A 16,755-nucleotide genomic window follows, 5' to 3' on the forward strand; every position below is an offset into this window, starting at 1 on the left:
TAAAAAAGAAGGGGAAGAGGATGAAAAGGAAAAGGGAGGGCCGCAGGCGATGAGGCAAGATCTCAAAAGGTCCCTGAAAGCGGTGGACACCACCGACTGGAAGCCCGTGGAGGTGGAATTTGGCAGGCAGACGATCGAGGTCCGCCTTCCTCCCCATAGTGCGGTTCTTTCGATGAAGGACGTCCCCGTCCTCTCCAATCCGAGGGAGGCCATCGAGGAGGCCTTCGCCCATCCCATCGGCAGTCCTCCTCTCGAGGAGATCATCCGGAAAAAGGGAAAGGCCCCGAAGGAGATGAGCGTTGCTATTGCCGTCTCCGACATCACCCGGCCGGTCCCCTACAAAGGGGATTCCGGGATTCTCGGACCCCTTTTGAAACGACTGGAGGCCTCGGGCATCCTTAAGGAGCACATCAAAATCGTCGTGGCCACGGGGATGCACCGGCCGAGCACCCATGAGGAGAAGATCGAGATGTACGGGTCCGAGGTGGTTGACCAATACAGGATCCTCGACCACGATTGTGAGAACAGGGACCTTCTCGAAAGCATCGGGACGACCCGAAGGGGAACCCATGTCTTCGTGAATAAAGATTTCTATTTCTCCGACCTCAAGATCGTGACGGGTCTTGTGGAGAGCCACTTCTTTACTGGAATCTCTGGGGGCCGAAAATCGATCTGCCCCGGGCTGGTCGATGTGAAGACCATCCAGAAGTTTCACGGTCCCCTCTATCTGGAGGATCCCCGGACCACCAACCTCGTCCTCGAGGGGAACCCCTGTCACGAAGAGGCGCTGGAGGTGGCCCAGACCGTCGGGGTCGATTTCGCGATCAACGTCAATCTCAATAAAGAGTTGCAACTCGTGAGGGTCTTTGCAGGCGAGATGGAGGAATCAAACCTCAAGGCCTATGAGTTGATCAAGAGCTATGCCGAGATCCCGATCGAGGAGGAGTTCGATATCGTCCTCACCCATAGCGGCTATGTGGGGAGGGACCATTATCAAACGGCCAAGGCGGGCGTAGGGGCGCTGCCCGCGGTCAAGCCTGGGGGGACCATCATCATTGCGGCCAACAATAGGGATCTCATCGAGCCCATCGGCTCGCCCGAATATCGAAGCTTGATCCACCTTTTGAAATTACAGGGCCCGGAGGGCTATCTCGCCCTCCTGAGGTCTCCGACCTGGAGATTTACGAAAGACCAGTGGGAGCCCGAGGTGTGGGGTAAGGTGTTGAGAAAGGTGGGCGAAGAGGGGTTGATCTATTGCTCCCTCGAAATCGAACGAAAGAACTATTGCCTTCTGCCCGGGATCTGCGGCCTCGACTTCTTGGAGGATGGGGAGGTCGATCCCTCCCTCCAGAAGGCTCGCCAGATGGTTCAGAATGCGGTGATCTATGCCGTGGGACGCTACCGGGAAAGGGGCATTGAACCGACCGTTGCCTTTATCCGGGAGGGACCCTATGCGGTTCCAATCCTCCGAAAAGGTCCTCCCCTCACGACTTGAGGACGGCGCCGGTATTGGCCGAGGTGACGAGCCCCGCGTATCGCCTCAGGTAACCTTTCAGCTCTCTCCGCCGGGGCTTCCATAGCGAGAGCCTCCGCTTCATCTCTTCTTCAGAGATGAGGAGATTCAAGGTTTTGTTGGGGATATCGATTTCGATCTCGTCTCCATCCCTGACGATGGCAATGGGACCGCCCTCTGCGGCCTCTGGGGAGATGTGACCGATGGCAGCCCCACGGCTCGCGCCCGAGAATCGGCCATCGGTGAGGAGGGCGACCTCCCGGTCCATGCCGACGCCGGCGATGGCCGAGGTGGGGGCCAGCATCTCGCGCATCCCAGGACCGCCCTTCGGGCCCTCGTACCGGATCACCACGACCTCACCCTTTCGAATCTTTTGGCCGAGGATGGCTTTGAGGGCCTCCTCCTCGGCGTTGAAGACCCGGGCGGGTCCCCGGTGTCTGAGCATCGTTTCATCGACGGCGGACCGCTTCACCACGGCTCCTCCAGGGGCCAAGTTTCCGAAGAGGAAGACGAGCCCCCCGACGTCGTGATAGGGGTCCTCCACGGGGTGGATGACCGAACGGTCGAGAACGGCCTTGCCTTTGAGCATCTCGCGCACCCTCTTGCCCGTGACCGTCAGGGCGTCAAGGTGAATCAGACCTTTCCGGGCAAGCTCCGCCATAAGGGCGGGCACACCCCCGGCCCGATGGAAATCCTGGAGGTGGTGGGGGCCGGCGGGCGAGAGATGGCAGAGGTGCGGGGTTCGGTCGCTGATCTCGTTGAATAAGTCGAGGGGAAGGGCGAGGCCCGCTTCATGGGCGATGGCGGGAAGGTGAAGGGACGTATTGGTCGATCCTCCAAAGGCCATATCGACCGTGATGGCATTCTCAAAGGCCTTCTTCGTGAGGATCTTGGACGGGGTGAGCCCTCTTTTTACCAGCTCCATGATCTGGATCCCCGACTGCTTGGCCAAACGGAGGCGATCCGCATGGACCGCAGGGATCGTCCCGTTGTAAGGAAGGGCGAGGCCCAAGGCTTCGGTCAGGCAGTTCATCGAGTTGGCGGTGAACATCCCGGCGCAAGAGCCCACCCCTGGACAGGCAGAGCACTCGATCTCGAAAAGCTCTTCGCGTGTCAAGGCCCCCGTCTTTACCTTTCCCACCGCCTCGAAGACGGTGGCGAGGTCGATCTCCTTTCCTTTGAACTCGCCTGCAAGCATGGGACCGCCGCTGACGATGAGGGTCGGAAGATCGAGGCGGGCCGCGGCCATGAGCATCCCCGGGACGATCTTGTCGCAATTGGGGATGAGGACGAGACCGTCGAAGGGATAGGCCATGGCCATCGATTCGACCGAGTCGGCGATCAACTCCCTCGAGCTGAGGGAGTACTTCATCCCTTCATGGCCCATGATGATGCCGTCGCAGATGCCGATGGTGAAAAATTCAAGGGGTGTCCCTCCGGCCATCCGGATGCCCGCCTTGACGGCCTCCGACACCTGATGGAGGTGGAGGTGACCCGGGATGACCTCGTTGGCAGAATTGGCAATGCCGATCATGGGCCTCTCGATCTCTTCGTCCGTGAGGCCAAGCGCCTTGAACAGGGAGCGATGGGGTGCCCTCTCCAAACCTTTCTTCATCCGATCCGATCGCATCTTTTTCTCCTTCTGATGACGTCATTTCCAAGGTCGAAGCCTTTCCTCCCTTGAATAACACATCTTGACAAAAGCCGTCAAAGAGTATAAATGAGGTTGGAAGACGGGGACTCCACAAAACGAAAGGTGCCTGGGTGGCGGAACTGGTAGACGCAAGGGACTTAAAATCCCTCGGTCGTTTCGACCGTGCCGGTTCAACTCCGGCCCTAGGCACCAACTCTCCTCTTTTTTCTCTCCTTTGGGCCTTTTTTGGAAGTCCGGTTGATGAGCCTTAGGGTGAGGTCTCAATAGACCTGATCTGGGAAGGTGTTGACGCGGTATTCTTTCCCGAGGGTCTTGTACATCACCGGGCTTTCCCATTCTTCGCCGAAGGCCTCGAGATAGAGGCCATCGTGGAGCGCCCAGCTTCGTCCCCGCACCGTCCTCTCCATCCCCCTCTCCCGGAATGGCGTCGAGCCGTCCATCTTTTCCGCCAGTAAGCCTCCTGGCTGGAACTCCTCGTGGATCCGCTCCATCGCCTTTCGGCCACGGAAGTAGGTGAAGCCGTACCGTTCCCAGAGGATGGCATTGTGATAGAAGAAGGCCGAGATGGTGATCGTCTTCAACCCGATCAGGTCGAGGAAGGTCCCCAGACAGGTATGAAATTCGCCCAAAAGCCTCAAGCCCCTTCTCACCATCCCCGGGGCGAGGCCCGCGCGCATCGCCCGGATCTCTTCGGGGATGTTTCTTGTGCGGGTGCCGTAGAGGGTTTCTTTACCTTCCTCGTCCACATCGATGTCGAAGCGTTCGGAGAACGGGTCGTTGATGATGATGAAATCGAGGTGGAGGCTCTGCATGAAGGTTTCGAGGGAGATCTGGCAGGAGAAGATACAGTCGCGGTCGGAGGGACGATAACGGACCTCGATGCATCCGATGTTTTCGTCGGGTGGGAAGAGCCCCCTCACCACCCGCTCTCCGTAACGATTCATCAGGGTCCTGGGATCGATCTCGAACCGATCGAAGATGGAGGGCGGGACAAGGGTGAGGTAGGCCCGGTTTCTCTCCTCCTTCGGGAGGCGGTTCAACCTCGCAATGGAGTAAGGCATTGCCCGATCTTCCCCGACCCAGAGGGGGGATCAATCCGTTTTCGCTCTTTCGCCGGCCAGCTGGATCACCACGCTCGGATCGGTGAGGGTCGAGGTGTCGCCCAGCTCCTCGAGCCTTCCCTCGGCGATCTTTCTGAGGATCCGGCGCATGATCTTCCCGCTTCGGGTCTTGGGAAGGGCATCGGCGAACTGGAGCTTGTCAGGGGTGGCGATCGGCCCGATCACCTTTCTCACGTGCCCTAACAACTCCTTTCTCAATTCTTCGGTTCCCTTGACCCCGCTTTTTAACGTGACAAAGGCATAGATCCCTTGGCCCTTTACCTCGTGGGGGATCCCGATGACGGCAGCCTCGGCCACGGCCGGATGAGAGACAAGGGCGCTTTCGACTTCGGCGGTGCCGATGCGGTGACCGGAGACGTTGATCACGTCGTCGATCCGGCCCAGCAGCCAGAAGTAGCCGTCCTTATCCTTCTTCGCGCCGTCTCCGGTGAAGTAGTGGCCCGGAAAGACGGAGAAGTAGGTCTCTTTGAACCGCTTCCGCTCCGGGTCGTTCCAGAATCCCCGCAGCATCCCAGGCCAGGGCCGGGCGATGACGAGAGAGCCCCCCTCGTCCACGTCGCACTCGGTCCCGTCCTCCCTCAGGACCTTGGGAAGAACCCCCGGAAAGGGGAAGGTTGCGGAGCCCGGCTTTAAAGGCGTGATCGGCAAGGGGCTGATAAGAAAACCGCCCGTTTCGGTTTGCCACCAGGTATCCATGATCGGGCATCTTTCTTGTCCCACGTACTTATAATACCATCGCCAGGCCTCGGGATTGATCGGTTCGCCCACCGAACCGAGGATCCTCAGGCTCGAGATGCCTCTCCGTTTCACCCACTCCTCTCCCTCCTTCATCAGGGCGCGGATCGCCGTGGGGGCGGTGTAGAAGGCCGTCACCCGGTACCTTTCGACGATCTCCCAGAATCGGTCCGGCTTGGGGTAGGTGGGTACCCCCTCGAACATGAGGGTGGTGGCGCCCAGGGCCAACGGCCCATAGACGACATAACTGTGCCCCGTCACCCATCCGATGTCGGCCGTGCAGAAGAAGACGTCCTCCTCCTTCAGGTCGAAGACCCATTTCAAGGTTTGATAGACAAAGAGGAGGTAGCCTGCGGTGGTGTGAATCACCCCTTTGGGTTTTCCCGTGCTTCCGCTCGTATATAGGATGAAGAGGATGTCTTCGGAGTCCATCATGGCCGGCTCGCAGTGGAGCCGGATGTCCTCCCTGGCCATCTCCTCGTGCCACCAGACATCCCTTCGCTTGTCGAATTCCACGTCGATCCCCAGCCGTTTGACGACGATCACCTTTTCCACTTCGGGACATTCCCTCAGGGCCTCGTTGGCGTTGAGTTTGTTCTGGACGATCCGGCCGCCCCGGTAGTATCCATCTGCCGTGATGAGGATCTTCGATCCGCAATCCTTGATGCGATCGCGAAGGGCCTCGGAGCTGAAACCTCCGAAGACGACGCTGTGGATCGCCCCGATGCGGGCGCAGGCGAGCATGGCGATGGGGAGCTCCGGGATCATGGGGAGGTAGATGGAGACCCGGTCTCCTTTCTTGACCCCGAATTTCTTCAAGACGTTGGCAAACTTATTGACATGATAATGGAGCTGCTGGTAGGTGAAGATTCGATTCTCCTCGAGGGGTTCGCCCTGCCAGATCAGGGCCACCTTGTTGTTGCGCCAGGTGTTGAGATGGCGGTCCAGACAGTTGTAACTGGCGTTTAACTTCCCGTTGATGAACCATTTGATCTCGGGTCGGTCGAAATCGTACTCCAGGACCTTATCCCATCTTTTATACCAGCTGAGCTGCTCGGCCAGCTCTCCCCAGAACCCCTCCGGATCCTCGATAGATCGATGATAGATCTTCTGGTATTCTTCGAGGCTCCGGATGGTCGCTTTCAACTTGACCGCATCCGAGGGGTGGATGACCTGGTCTTCCATCGAGGGGCTTTCGTAGAGCTTCATCGTCTCCTCTCCTTCCTTAGGGTTAAGAATTTGGTCGGGTAGCGTTATTCTAACTTTTTTGGGGAGACCCATGTCAAGGGAGTGGACCGATCTTAGGGTCTAATCCCATCCCCTTCGGCGGGGACTTTGATTTTTGAGGGGGGCGTGATTATTTTAAAAGGTTGTGAAAAGGCGGTAGGGGTTATGGAAGGGATGAAGGAGTTTTTCGATCTGTTCACCTCCTTTAGGCTTTTTTTGCCTTTCATCCCCTTCTTCGTCGCCTTCGATCCTTTCGGGATCTTGCCCGTTTTTACCTCCCTTACGGCAGAGATGAGCCTGTCCGAACAGAAACGGGTCGTCCGGCAATCGACGATCACCGCCTTTCTGGTGGGCATGGGGTTTTTGGTGGCGGGCCGTTCGGTCTTCGGCCTTCTCCACATCACCGTTTCGGACTTCAAGGTGGCAGGAGGCATCCTCCTCTTCATCATCGCCATCGTCGACCTCATCTTTCCCGAAAGGACCCGGACCTTTCCCAAGGAGACCCTCGGGGTAGTTCCCATCGGAATCCCCCTCATCGTTGGCCCTGGCGTCCTCACCCTTCTCCTGATGAGCGCTCCGGCTTACGGGTATGTCCCGACGATAGTCTGCTTCGTCCTCAACCTGCTTTTGGTCTGGTTTGTCTTCAACCACTCTCGGCAAGTGATGCGGTTCCTCAAGGACGGAGGCACCAAAGGGATCGGGAAGATCTTTGCTTTGCTTCTGGCCTCCTTCGGCGTGATGATGATCCGAACCGGTCTTGCGGAGTGGTTTCTTCTCTTCAGGGGGAGTTGAGATGGAAAGGGCGGAGAACGCCGAGAGAGAAGACCGGAAAGCCCTCCTCAAGGCACTGATGTTGGAAGATAGAAACCCCCAGGGGGCCTGGCATTTGATCAAGGAGGCTCGCCTTTCAGAGGCAGAGGTGACCTTCCTGATCGAGGAGGTTCTCCAGGAGGCAAGCCAGAGGAATCTCCTCGAAAAGAGACAGTTCGACATCAAGACGATGAGATATCTCTCCCTAAAGGAGTGGATTGGTTGTTACTTCGGGCGGTCTACGTCCAAGGGCTCCTCATGATCCCTCCCAGGGACCCGCCTTCGATCGGTGCGATGGCCCCCTGAACCGGGGGATGGGCAGATACTCCACAGAGGGGGTATGCCTCACGGGCTGGGGATAGAGGCCCATGAGCTCATAGAATTCGGCAGGGATTTCTTTGGTGACGGGCAGACCGAGCCTCTGGGCCTCCCAATAGGTAATGGGGTAGTCGTGGGTCCATTTCCCCTCGGTCAACGTCCGAGCCAGGGCCTCGGCCTTTTCCTCGTGATATTTGTCTCCGAGCAGAAATTTGATCTGTTCCCGCAGCTGCTGGATCGCCTTTCGTCCAATATCGGCGAGGATGTAGGATCGGTCATCGATCTCTGCCAAGGGCTTATTCTCGACCAGTTTCACCAGGGAGACCGCGGGATATTCTCCCAATTGTGGATCGACGGGGCCGAGGACCGCGTGTTCGCTCATCACGATCTCATCGGCAGCGAGGGCGATCAGGGTTCCGCCCGACATGGCGTAGTAGGGGACGAAAGCGGTGACCTTGGCTCGATGGAGCCTCAGGGCATGGGCGATCTGATAGGAGGCGAGCACTAAACCCCCGGGGGTATGGAGGACGATATCGATCGGGACATCGGGGTCAGTCATACGGATCGCACGGATGACCTCTTCCGAATCGTTCACATCGATGTACCGCACGAGGGGGAAACCGAGGAGGTTCATGCTCTCCTGCCTATGGACGAGAAGGATGACCCTTGAATTTCTCATCCGTTCGATCTTGATGATCATTTTCTGTCGCGAGGCCTCAAGCCACCGTTTCCGGAAGAGGGGTTGAAGGGCGACGATCATGAAAAAGATCCAGAAAAGGCTCGAGATTTCGAAGTTCATCGACGTTCACCTCCCGAGACATAAAGGGTGAACTAAACCTTATTATATTTTGGACTCAAAGGCAAGATTTCCCCTTCCCTTTACGGAGGCTTGAGGGAGGCAGGCCCGTAATTTCAATTTGGCAGGGAGGGCTCCCATTTAAGGGGGCTGCCTGGACTTGACAAAATGGGGGGGAGTGACTAATTTTTGGCCAGAAAAAAGGTTATCCCTCGAGTTCTTAGAATGGTTGGTTTGCATGGGTTTTTAAATGCAAAACATCCTTTAAGAAAGGGGGAATGAACGATGGCACGGGAACTGACGATTTGGAGACCTTTGCGAAACTGGGTTCCATTCGATTTCGATCAAATGAGGAGGGAAATGGACCGTCTCTGGGATTCCTTCTTCGAAAGGGGGGTGAGGAGGAAAACCGATGAGGCGGGCGATTGGTTCCCGACCCTCGATGTCTCCGAGACCAAGGACGATCTGGTGATCAAGGCCGAGGTCCCGGGGTTGGAACCCAAGGACATTGATATCTCCCTTTCCGACGGGGTCCTCACCATCAAGGGTGAGAAGAAGGAGGAAAGGGAGGAGAAGGAAGAAGATTATTACCTGATGGAGAGGTGCTATGGGTCTTTTGCTCGGTCGATCCAACTTCCCAAAAGGGTCCAGAGCGATAAGATCCAGGCGACCTACAAAAATGGGTTGTTGAAAATCGTCCTTCCCAAATCGGAAGAGGCGAAGAAGAAAGAGATCAAGATCCAAGTGCAATAACCCCTCCTGCCTACCGGTTCTCCGGTAGGCACTTTTATTTTCTTTGATCCCCGTTCGTTTCTGGATTTCTTGAAAGGAACCCCTCAGGGTGGGAGGGGTGTCGTTCATATCCCTCGGCATCTCAAGGCCTTTTGAGACCGGCCCAAAAGAAATCCTAACTCATGAGGAGGTTTGAAGAAGAGAGCGATGCGATGTGAAAGGTGTCAGGGTCTCATGAATTATGAAACCTTCTACAGCCATGAGGGGGTCTATTCGGGATGGAGATGTTTTCTCTGCGGAGAGGTGATCGACGAGCTGGTGTTGGAGAACCGAAGGCGATCCAAGGCTCATAGGGACAGATCATGATGGAGGAGGGAGAGTGGTGGAGGGGATCGGCCATGGCCAAAACGGGGGGAGAAAGGTCTTTTTCGTGGGGACTTACCCTCCACGGAATTGCGGCATTGCCACCTTCACCCATGATCTCTCCCATGCCTTGAGCGGGGTCAACGGAAAGGTTTCCTACCGGGTCGCCGCCATCACCAACATTCCCGAGGGGTATGATTATCCCGAGGAAGTCTCCTTCGAGATCCACCAGAACCAGATTCACGACTACCGGCTGGCCGCGGACTACGTGAACTTCTCCGGGGCCGATATCGTCTGTCTCCAGCATGAATTCGGAATTTTTGGCGGGGCCGCGGGGACCTATATCAACCACTTCCTCTCCAATCTGAAGAAGCCCGTGGTCACCACCCTCCACACCGTCCTCAAGGAGCCAAACGAGACCTTTCGACAGGCCCTTCTTTCGATCGCCGAGCTTTCTCTCGGGCTGGTGGTGATGAGCCGACAGGCCATCCAGCTCCTCACGGAGGTCTACGGAATCGAACGGGACAAGATCTTTTTTATCCATCACGGGATTCCGGATACTCCCTTCGTGGATCCTAATTTTTATAAAGATCGGTTTCAGGTCGAAGGCCGGTTCGTCCTGCTGACCTTCGGTCTCCTCAACCCGAACAAAGGGATCGAGTTGGTCCTGGAGGCCCTTCCCCTGGTCGCGGAAAAGTATCCGAAGGTGGCCTATATCATCCTCGGAGCGACCCATCCCGAAGTGAAACGCCTCCGGGGAGAGGAGTACCGGCTTTCGCTTCAGCGGAAGGTGACCAAATTGGGGCTCGAATCCCATGTCTTCTTCTACAACCGGTTCGTTGACCTTCAGGAACTTTGCGAGTTCATCGGGGCTTGTGATCTCTACATCACCCCCTATCGCTCCAGAGAGCAGATCACGAGCGGGACCCTCGCCTATGCCCTGGGGATGGGCAAACCCGTCATCTCCACCCCCTACTGGTATGCGCAGGAGATGCTGGCCGAGGAGCGGGGGATCTTGGTCGATTTCGGGGATGTGGAGGGAATGGCCAATGCGATCCTCGAGATGATCGAGAACGAACCGAAGCGCCACCAGATGCGGAAGCGGGCTTATGAATTCGGGAGGACCATGGTCTGGAGGGAAGTGGGAAAGGAGTACCTGAGGGTCTTCGAGACGGTCCTCAGCCGGGTCCATAAGATTCCGACGAGGAGGGCCTTCGAGCAGACCTTCACGCAGCAGGACGCCCTTCCGGAGGTGACCCTCGACCACCTCTGCCGTCTAACGGACGATACTGGCCTGATTCAACATGCCACCTATGGCATTCCTGACCGTCGCCACGGCTATTCGACCGACGATGCGGGGAGGGCCCTGGTCGTGGTCCTCCAGTTTTATGACCAGTACAGGGAGCAACGGGCTCTCGAGTTGGCCGAGCGCTATCTCTCGTTCCTCGCCTATGCCCAGCGGGAGGACGGAAGGTTCCATGGGTTCATGGACTATCAGCGGAAATTTATAGACGAGGTCGGCAGCGAGGACACCCAGGGAAGGGCCCTTTGGGGATTGGGGTGTGCCGTGAGCCTTGGGCCCCATGATCCTTTTCGAGCCCTTGCCAAAGAGCTCTTCGAGAGGGCGATTCAGAACCTCCATCTGAACCATCCCCGATCCCTGGCCTATGCCATCTTTGGGTTCTGGTATTTTCTCCAGAGGTACGAGGGAGCGACCGCCATCCGACGAGGGTTGATCGCCTTTTCCGACCGACTCGTCGAGGCCTACGAGGCGAACCGTGAGAAGGATTGGCGATGGTTTCATGGCGCTCTCACCTATGGGAATGCGAAGATCCCCCAGGCGCTGCTTCTGGCCTATCATCTGACAGGCACGGCCCGATACCGGGAGGTGGGGCTCGAAAGCCTCGATTTTCTGACCCAGGAGCTCTTCAACGGAGATTATTTCGACCTTGTGGGCAACTCAAGGTGGTACGAACGGGGACACCCGAAGGCGACCTTCAGCCAACAGCCGATCGATGCCGGTTACCTGACCGAGGCCTATGCGACCGCCTACCGGCTGACCCAGAAAGAAGAGTACCTGAGACTGGCTCAGGCGGCCTTCGAGTGGTTTCTCGGAAGAAACCGGCTTGGCCTCTCCCTTTACGATTTTTCGAGGGGGGCCTGTTTCGATGGGATCGATCCCCATGGCATCAATCAAAACCAGGGTGCGGAGTCGATCATCTGCTTCCTCCTCGCCAATCTGGCCCTTTCTCAGAAAGGGATGCTTCGAACCTTGATCAAACGCCCCTTTGGTCTCGATTCCGGTTTAAGTCTCCACCTTCCCTCCTCCGAACAGGCCGGTGAGAGGGGAGGATGAGGGGTCTTGTGGGGGGAATCCGTGGGATTCGACGGCTCGTCAGAGGTGAGAAGGCATGTCCCGAACGGATCGAAACCGATATCCAAGTCTCTTTAAACGCCATCCAGGCAATCCCATTCTCGAAGCCTCCATGTGGCCCTACCCGACGAACTCCGTCTTCAACGCAGGGGTGGCCGACCTCGGAGACGAGACCCTGTTGCTCGTGAGGGTAGAGGACCGTCGCGGTTTTTCCCATCTGACCGTGGCGAGGAGCCGAAACGGGGTGGATGGTTGGGTGATCGATCCCAAACCGACGCTCGAGCCGGACCCGGAGGGCCACCCGGAGGAGGTCTGGGGGATCGAAGATCCCCGAATCGTCTACCTTGTAGAACGAGGGGAGTGGGCGATAACCTACACGGCCTATTCGATCGGGGGACCGCTGGTCTCCCTGGCGACCACAAAAGATTTTAGGAGCTTCCAACGATGGGGACCGGTCATGCCCCCCGAGGACAAGGACGCGGCTCTCTTTCCGAGGCGGTTCGGAGAGCGCTGGGTTATGCTTCATCGCCCCGTGCCCGTCTCCCAGCTCGGCGCCCATATCTGGATCTCTTATTCCCCCGACCTGAAGCACTGGGGAGACCATCGGATCCTCATCGAATCGAGAAGGGGGGGCTGGTGGGATTCCTTCAAGATCGGTTTAGGACCGCCGCCCCTTGAGACCCCGGAGGGATGGCTCGTCCTCTACCACGGGGTGAGGCAGACGGCTGCAGGCTGTATTTATCGTCTGGGCCTGGCCCTCCTGGACCTCCAAGACCCCTCACGGGTGTTGAGAAGGAGCGACGAGTGGGTCTTCGGTCCAGAGGAATCCTACGAACGGTCTGGCGATGTAGCGGATGTGGTCTTTCCCTGTGGTTGGGTCTTGGACAAAGACGGAAAGATTCGGCTCTACTATGGAGCGGCCGACACCTGCATGGCCCTGGCCATCGGAGAGCTCGACCCGATTCTCAATTATCTCCTGAGCTGTCCGGTTCCCGGCCCCCAACCCCTTCAGTGTTTCCGTTGATGGAGGGGGGCAGAAGATGAAGGTCGCCATGCTCAGCCCGATCGCATGGAGAACCCCTCCCAGGCATTACGGGCCGTGGGAGTGGGTGGTCTTTCTGCTCACCGAGGGGTTGGTGAGGCGAGGTGTCGATGTGACCCTTTTCGCCACGAAGGATTCGATCACCTCGGCCAAATTGGAAGCCCTCTGTCCGAGGCCCTACGAGGAGGATCCGAACCTCGATCCGAAGGTATGGGAGGGTCTCCATATCGCCCACCTTTTCGAGAAGGCCGAGCAGTTCGATTTGATCCATAACCATGACGACTTCCTCCCCCTCAACTGGAGCGGTCTGGTGGGCACGCCCGTTCTCACGACGATCCACGGGTTTTCGAGTCCGAAGATCCTTCCGGCCTACCGTCGGTACAACGGAAAGGTCTATTACGTCTCGATCAGCGAGGCCGATCGAGAGGAGGGGCTCGAATACCTGGCCACGATCCACCACGGGATCCCTGTGGAGCAGTACCGGTTTAATCCCGAGCCAGGTGGCTACCTCCTTTTCTTTGGACGGATTCACCCGGAGAAGGGAACCCACGAGGCCATCGAGCTGGCGAGAAGGGCAGGGATGAGGCTGATCATCGCCGGCATTATTCAAGACCGAAGCTACTTCGAAAGGGAGGTTCGACCCCATCTCGATTCGATGATCCAGTACATCGGCCCGGTCGGGGGGGAAAGGAAGAGCGAGATCCTGGGCGGGGCCTATGCATTGCTCCACCTGATTCGTTTTAGAGAACCTTTCGGCCTCAGCCTCATCGAGGCGATGGCCTGCGGAACGCCCGTGATCGCCAGGGGCCTTGGAGCGATTCCTGAAATCGTCCAGCCAGGCCGAAACGGGTGGATCGTGGATGGTCCGGAGGAGGCCGTTGAAGCGCTGGAGAAGGTGAGGAAGATCGACCGTTCCGAATGCAGAAGGAGCGTGGAGGAGCGATTCACCCAGGATCGGATGGTCGAGGACTACCTTCGGGTCTACCGTCAGATCCTCGATCGGCATAAAAGGGAGGAGAAGAGGCCCTGGGGAGGCTATCAGGTCCTTCGATCGGAGGCCTCCTTCAAGGTGAAGAAGATCTGGGTCGATCCCCATCAGCGGCTCAGTTATCAGAGGCATCTCCATCGGAAGGAACACTGGGTCGTGATCGAAGGAAAGGCCCTGGTCCTCCTGGAGGGGAAGGAGATCTCCCTTGGCCCGGGAGATTCGATCGATATCCCTCAGGGGGCGGCCCATCGGATCGGCAATATCGGCGAGGGACCTCTGGTCTTCATCGAGATCCAGAGAGGAGATCTGCTGGCAGAGGAGGACGTCATCCGCCTTGAGGACGATTATGGGAGAAGCGATTCGAAAGGAGGCGGGGAACCATGGAGGATGGCTTCACCCTCGGAGTCAATTACTGGCCGATCGAGTCGGCCATGAGCTGGTGGCATCGCTTCGATCCCGGAGTGGTGGGAGAGGACTTCTCCCGGATAGGAGAGGTCGGCCTGAAGGCCGTGAGGATATTCCTCCTGTGGGAGGATTTCCAACCCGATCCGAAGAAGGTTCGGTCGGATCGTTTGAAAGAGCTGATCAGGGTGATGGACCTGGCTCACGAGCGAGGGCTGCGGGTCCTTCTTACCCTTTTTACCGGCCATATGAGCGGGATGAACTACCTACCTCCCTGGATGGTGGAGGTGAAGGAGGAACCGGAGAGCCGTTTCTATGTTTATTCGGGCGGAAGGAGGAGGAAGAACAAGATCCGGAATTTCTATGCAGATCGGGAGGCGAGGGAGGCCCAAAAATTTCTTCTCCGGGAGGTGGCGGGAGCCCTTCAGGGCCATCCGGGGATCTGGGCCTGGGACCTCGGAAACGAACCGTCCAACGTGACCCAACCCCCAACCAGGTCTGACGCCTTGGTCTGGCTCGAAGAGATGGTCTCGGAGCTGAAGAAAAGGGACGAATCGATTCCGGTGACCCTGGGTCTCCATCAGGAGGATTTGGAGGAGGACCGAAGGATGGGGCCAGCCGAGGTGGCCCGGTTTTGCGACTTTCTCTCCATCCATGCCTATTCGATCTATGCCCGTTGGGCGGAGGGGAGGCTGGACGAAGCCGTGGTCCCCTTTCTCGGCCTCCTCACCCGATGGCTCGGGGGAAAAGAGGTGCTGATCGAAGAGGTGGGGCTTGCGACCTCGAATGCGGTCCGCGGGGAATGGATCGTCACGGAGGACGATGGCTTCGATTATTATAAACGCCTTCTGGAGAACGTCGGGACCTCTGGATTTCTCGGCATCCTCTTCTGGTGTTACGGGGATTATGGTGAGGCGTTATGGAACATCCCTCCCTTCGACGAAAAGATACACGAGCGGTATTTCGGGCTCTTCCGGAAAGACCGATCTCCCAAGGCCTACGTCAAGCTCTTGAAGGAGTTTCAGGTGGAACCGGATCGAAGAAGACCGGTTTTGTCCAGCTGGATCGATATCGAACCGCAAGAGTATTATCGAAATCCGATGGCCCACCTCGAGCGGCTCTTTGGGAGATTTAAAGGGCAGGGCCGCTCCCATGAACCTGTGGTTCCAAATGGGCGATGACCCCTTCCATCCGAAGGGAGAAAAAAACTCAAGGGAGGTGGAGAAAGGATGAACGAGAGCCGAACGAACCCTTCCCCGGCAAAATGGCAGACCTGTGTTCGGACCATCAAATGCGATTTCATCGACGACTATGTCTCCCTGATGGTGAAGAACGATTGGACCTCGCTCTGCACTTGGTATAGGCAATGGAAGGATCCGGAATCGAAAGGGGCCAAGGGATTAAAACCCAACAAAGAGACCCGCAAAAAGATCACCCTCTGCCAAGGGCCTGACTGTTCTTATGTCACGGGCTACCGGGACGAGTTGATGAAAGAGGAACGGAAGGCGGCTTAAGGGAGAGGGCCTTCAGCCCTTTCGGTCGCAGCCGAGATATTTAAAGAGGCCGGTGACGAAATTTCCCCAGGTGGGGAGGAGACGGTCGATCTCATAGGGGATCAGTTTGACCTTTCCCTCGTGGAGGAGGCTGTGGATCTCCTCTAACTTCGTGAAGCTCAAGGGCCAGGTCTTCTTCCCGAGCTCACAGATCATGTGGATGTTCTTGGTCTTCTCATCGAGGTCGAGGATCCGGAGTCTCTTAAACCCATCCCCGGCGAAGAACTGTATCTTCTGATCCTTCATCTCCACCAGCTTCTCCCAACCGAAGACGCATCCCTCGGAGGAGGGTGCCCCTCTGGAGGGAGCAGCCGCCTCTCGTTTGGCCGTCTTTTTTGCCGCCCCTTGCCTGGCCCTATCCCTGGGGAAAGGGTTCTTTTTAGAAAGAGACTCCTTTTCGACCTTCTCCGAGCCCATGTCGTTTTCCCCTTTAAAAAGGTACTAAAAATGTGGGGCAGTGTCAAGGTGAGGAGGCCACTGAGCGGGTTCCGATTGACTTTGGTCAAGGGATTCATTATAAGCTTAGACCAAGAAGGAGGGAGGTGACAGGCGATGAAGATCTTGGGGATTCTCGGAAGTCCAAGGCGGAAAGGGAACAGCGACCTCCTGCTCGATCAGGCCCTCGCCGGGGCGAAAGAGATGGGAGCCAAGGTGGAGAAGATCGCCCTAAGCCGCAAAAAGATTGCAGGATGTTTGGACTGCACGAAATGCAACAAGACGGGCCTCTGCGTGATCCAGGACGACATGCTCGAGATCCATCAAAAGATCCTCAAGGCGGACGGCCTCATCCACAGCGTCCCGCTCTATTTCTGGGCCATGACCTCGCAGATGAAGGCCTATTTGGACCGGTGGTGCGCCTTCTTCGATGAAAACTGGAACTGGCACAAGGCGTATGAACCGAAGATGAAGGGGAAACGGATCGGCCTGATCACCGTCTGCGGCGACCCCGATCCCCATACGGCCGACCCAATCGTCCACAGCTTCAGGGAGACCTGTAAATTCTCCGGCCTTCATCTCTTTCCCGTGGTCCAGGTCTCGGCCGCGGTCAAGGGAGAGGTGGCGAAGAACGAGAAGGCGAAGAGAGAGGCCTTTCTCTTGGGGCAGAAGATCGCCACCCCTTCATGATT

Annotated in this window: 16 protein-coding genes and 1 tRNA gene; 12 read left to right on the forward strand and 5 right to left on the reverse strand. The window is 57.4% G+C overall.

The window, feature by feature from the left end; genetic code table 11:
• Window positions 1–49 precede the first annotated feature (49 nt).
• The gene (gene larA, locus N3G78_09310; protein ID MCX8118116.1) at window positions 50–1,495 is read left to right on the forward strand and encodes a nickel-dependent lactate racemase; all 1,446 of its coding nucleotides are present in this window, start codon (window positions 50–52) and stop codon (window positions 1,493–1,495) included.
• On the opposite strand, the gene ilvD is transcribed toward larA, so the two are convergent.
• Window positions 1,485–3,143 carry a dihydroxy-acid dehydratase gene (ilvD, locus tag N3G78_09315; GenBank protein MCX8118117.1) on the reverse strand — a complete coding sequence of 553 codons (1,659 nt, stop codon included), beginning with the start codon at window positions 3,141–3,143 and terminating at the stop codon, window positions 1,485–1,487. The genes larA and ilvD overlap by 11 nt on opposite strands.
• A 128-nt stretch (window positions 3,144–3,271) precedes the next feature.
• On the opposite strand from ilvD, the gene N3G78_09320 reads away from it, so the two are divergent.
• A tRNA-Leu gene (locus N3G78_09320) sits at window positions 3,272–3,359 on the forward strand.
• A gap of 68 nt (window positions 3,360–3,427) precedes the next feature.
• Here the strand turns inward: N3G78_09320 and N3G78_09325 are convergent.
• A complete protein-coding gene (locus N3G78_09325) occupies window positions 3,428–4,228 on the reverse strand; it encodes a hypothetical protein (protein ID MCX8118118.1) in 801 nt (266 codons plus the stop codon).
• Window positions 4,229–4,258: 30 nt separating this feature from the next.
• Window positions 4,259–6,208: an acetate--CoA ligase gene (gene acs / locus N3G78_09330; GenBank protein MCX8118119.1), complete on the reverse strand. Its 1,950-nt coding sequence runs from the start codon at window positions 6,206–6,208 to the stop codon at window positions 4,259–4,261.
• 216 nt (window positions 6,209–6,424) lie between these two features.
• Here acs and N3G78_09335 point away from each other — a divergent pair, with 216 nt between their 5' ends.
• Window positions 6,425–7,042, forward strand: a complete 618-nt coding sequence (locus N3G78_09335) for a MarC family protein (protein MCX8118120.1) — start codon at window positions 6,425–6,427, stop codon at window positions 7,040–7,042.
• Window position 7,043: 1 nt separating this feature from the next.
• On the forward strand, window positions 7,044–7,322 hold the full coding sequence (locus N3G78_09340; GenBank protein MCX8118121.1) for a hypothetical protein: 279 nt from the start codon (window positions 7,044–7,046) through the stop codon (window positions 7,320–7,322).
• Here N3G78_09340 and N3G78_09345 read toward each other — a convergent pair.
• A complete protein-coding gene (locus tag N3G78_09345; protein MCX8118122.1) occupies window positions 7,317–8,177 on the reverse strand; it encodes an ATP-dependent Clp protease proteolytic subunit in 861 nt (286 codons plus the stop codon). The two genes, N3G78_09340 and N3G78_09345, sit on opposite strands and share 6 nt — an antisense overlap.
• A gap of 357 nt (window positions 8,178–8,534) precedes the next feature.
• Here N3G78_09345 and N3G78_09350 point away from each other — a divergent pair, with 357 nt between their 5' ends.
• The 7 genes from N3G78_09350 (at window position 8,535) to N3G78_09380 (ending at window position 15,589) form a co-directional block, all read left to right on the forward strand.
• Entirely contained in the window at window positions 8,535–8,927 is a 393-nt protein-coding gene (locus tag N3G78_09350; protein ID MCX8118123.1) for an Hsp20/alpha crystallin family protein, read from the forward strand.
• 213 nt (window positions 8,928–9,140) lie between these two features.
• On the forward strand, window positions 9,141–9,272 hold the full coding sequence (locus N3G78_09355; GenBank protein MCX8118124.1) for a hypothetical protein: 132 nt from the start codon (window positions 9,141–9,143) through the stop codon (window positions 9,270–9,272).
• Between the two features lie 13 nt (window positions 9,273–9,285).
• A complete protein-coding gene (locus tag N3G78_09360) occupies window positions 9,286–11,625 on the forward strand; it encodes a glycosyltransferase family 4 protein (GenBank protein ID MCX8118125.1) in 2,340 nt (779 codons plus the stop codon).
• Window positions 11,626–11,680: 55 nt separating this feature from the next.
• The gene (locus tag N3G78_09365; protein ID MCX8118126.1) at window positions 11,681–12,667 is read left to right on the forward strand and encodes a glycosidase; all 987 of its coding nucleotides are present in this window, start codon (window positions 11,681–11,683) and stop codon (window positions 12,665–12,667) included.
• Between the two features lie 16 nt (window positions 12,668–12,683).
• The gene (locus tag N3G78_09370; protein ID MCX8118127.1) at window positions 12,684–14,108 is read left to right on the forward strand and encodes a glycosyltransferase; all 1,425 of its coding nucleotides are present in this window, start codon (window positions 12,684–12,686) and stop codon (window positions 14,106–14,108) included.
• Entirely contained in the window at window positions 14,054–15,256 is a 1,203-nt protein-coding gene (locus N3G78_09375) for a cellulase family glycosylhydrolase (GenBank protein MCX8118128.1), read from the forward strand. The genes N3G78_09370 and N3G78_09375 overlap by 55 nt, the downstream gene beginning before the upstream one ends.
• A gap of 48 nt (window positions 15,257–15,304) precedes the next feature.
• Entirely contained in the window at window positions 15,305–15,589 is a 285-nt protein-coding gene (locus N3G78_09380) for a hypothetical protein (protein MCX8118129.1), read from the forward strand.
• Window positions 15,590–15,601: 12 nt separating this feature from the next.
• Here N3G78_09380 and N3G78_09385 read toward each other — a convergent pair whose 3' ends face one another.
• Window positions 15,602–16,045, reverse strand: a complete 444-nt coding sequence (locus tag N3G78_09385) for a hypothetical protein (GenBank protein MCX8118130.1) — start codon at window positions 16,043–16,045, stop codon at window positions 15,602–15,604.
• A gap of 135 nt (window positions 16,046–16,180) precedes the next feature.
• Between N3G78_09385 and N3G78_09390 the strand changes: the two genes are divergently transcribed.
• Window positions 16,181–16,753: a flavodoxin family protein gene (locus N3G78_09390; GenBank protein ID MCX8118131.1), complete on the forward strand. Its 573-nt coding sequence runs from the start codon at window positions 16,181–16,183 to the stop codon at window positions 16,751–16,753.
• Window positions 16,754–16,755 lie beyond the last annotated feature (2 nt).

The sequence above is a fragment of the Thermodesulfobacteriota bacterium genome, assembly GCA_026415035.1.
In the GTDB taxonomy this organism is placed as follows: domain Bacteria; phylum Desulfobacterota; class BSN033; order BSN033; family UBA1163; genus RBG-16-49-23.

Coding starts and splice junctions, on each gene's coding strand:
- larA (MCX8118116.1), top strand. CDS start 50: ATGAGGCAAGATCTCAAAAGGTCCCTGAAAGCGGTGGACACCACCGAC.
- ilvD (MCX8118117.1), bottom strand. CDS start 3,143: ATGCGATCGGATCGGATGAAGAAAGGTTTGGAGAGGGCACCCCATCGC.
- N3G78_09325 (MCX8118118.1), bottom strand. CDS start 4,228: ATGCCTTACTCCATTGCGAGGTTGAACCGCCTCCCGAAGGAGGAGAGA.
- acs (MCX8118119.1), bottom strand. CDS start 6,208: ATGGAAGACCAGGTCATCCACCCCTCGGATGCGGTCAAGTTGAAAGCG.
- N3G78_09335 (MCX8118120.1), top strand. CDS start 6,425: ATGAAGGAGTTTTTCGATCTGTTCACCTCCTTTAGGCTTTTTTTGCCT.
- N3G78_09340 (MCX8118121.1), top strand. CDS start 7,044: ATGGAAAGGGCGGAGAACGCCGAGAGAGAAGACCGGAAAGCCCTCCTC.
- N3G78_09345 (MCX8118122.1), bottom strand. CDS start 8,177: ATGAACTTCGAAATCTCGAGCCTTTTCTGGATCTTTTTCATGATCGTC.
- N3G78_09350 (MCX8118123.1), top strand. CDS start 8,535: ATGGACCGTCTCTGGGATTCCTTCTTCGAAAGGGGGGTGAGGAGGAAA.
- N3G78_09355 (MCX8118124.1), top strand. CDS start 9,141: ATGAATTATGAAACCTTCTACAGCCATGAGGGGGTCTATTCGGGATGG.
- N3G78_09365 (MCX8118126.1), top strand. CDS start 11,681: ATGTCCCGAACGGATCGAAACCGATATCCAAGTCTCTTTAAACGCCAT.
- N3G78_09370 (MCX8118127.1), top strand. CDS start 12,684: ATGAAGGTCGCCATGCTCAGCCCGATCGCATGGAGAACCCCTCCCAGG.
- N3G78_09375 (MCX8118128.1), top strand. CDS start 14,054: ATGGAGGATGGCTTCACCCTCGGAGTCAATTACTGGCCGATCGAGTCG.
- N3G78_09380 (MCX8118129.1), top strand. CDS start 15,305: ATGAACGAGAGCCGAACGAACCCTTCCCCGGCAAAATGGCAGACCTGT.
- N3G78_09385 (MCX8118130.1), bottom strand. CDS start 16,045: ATGGGCTCGGAGAAGGTCGAAAAGGAGTCTCTTTCTAAAAAGAACCCT.
- N3G78_09390 (MCX8118131.1), top strand. CDS start 16,181: ATGAAGATCTTGGGGATTCTCGGAAGTCCAAGGCGGAAAGGGAACAGC.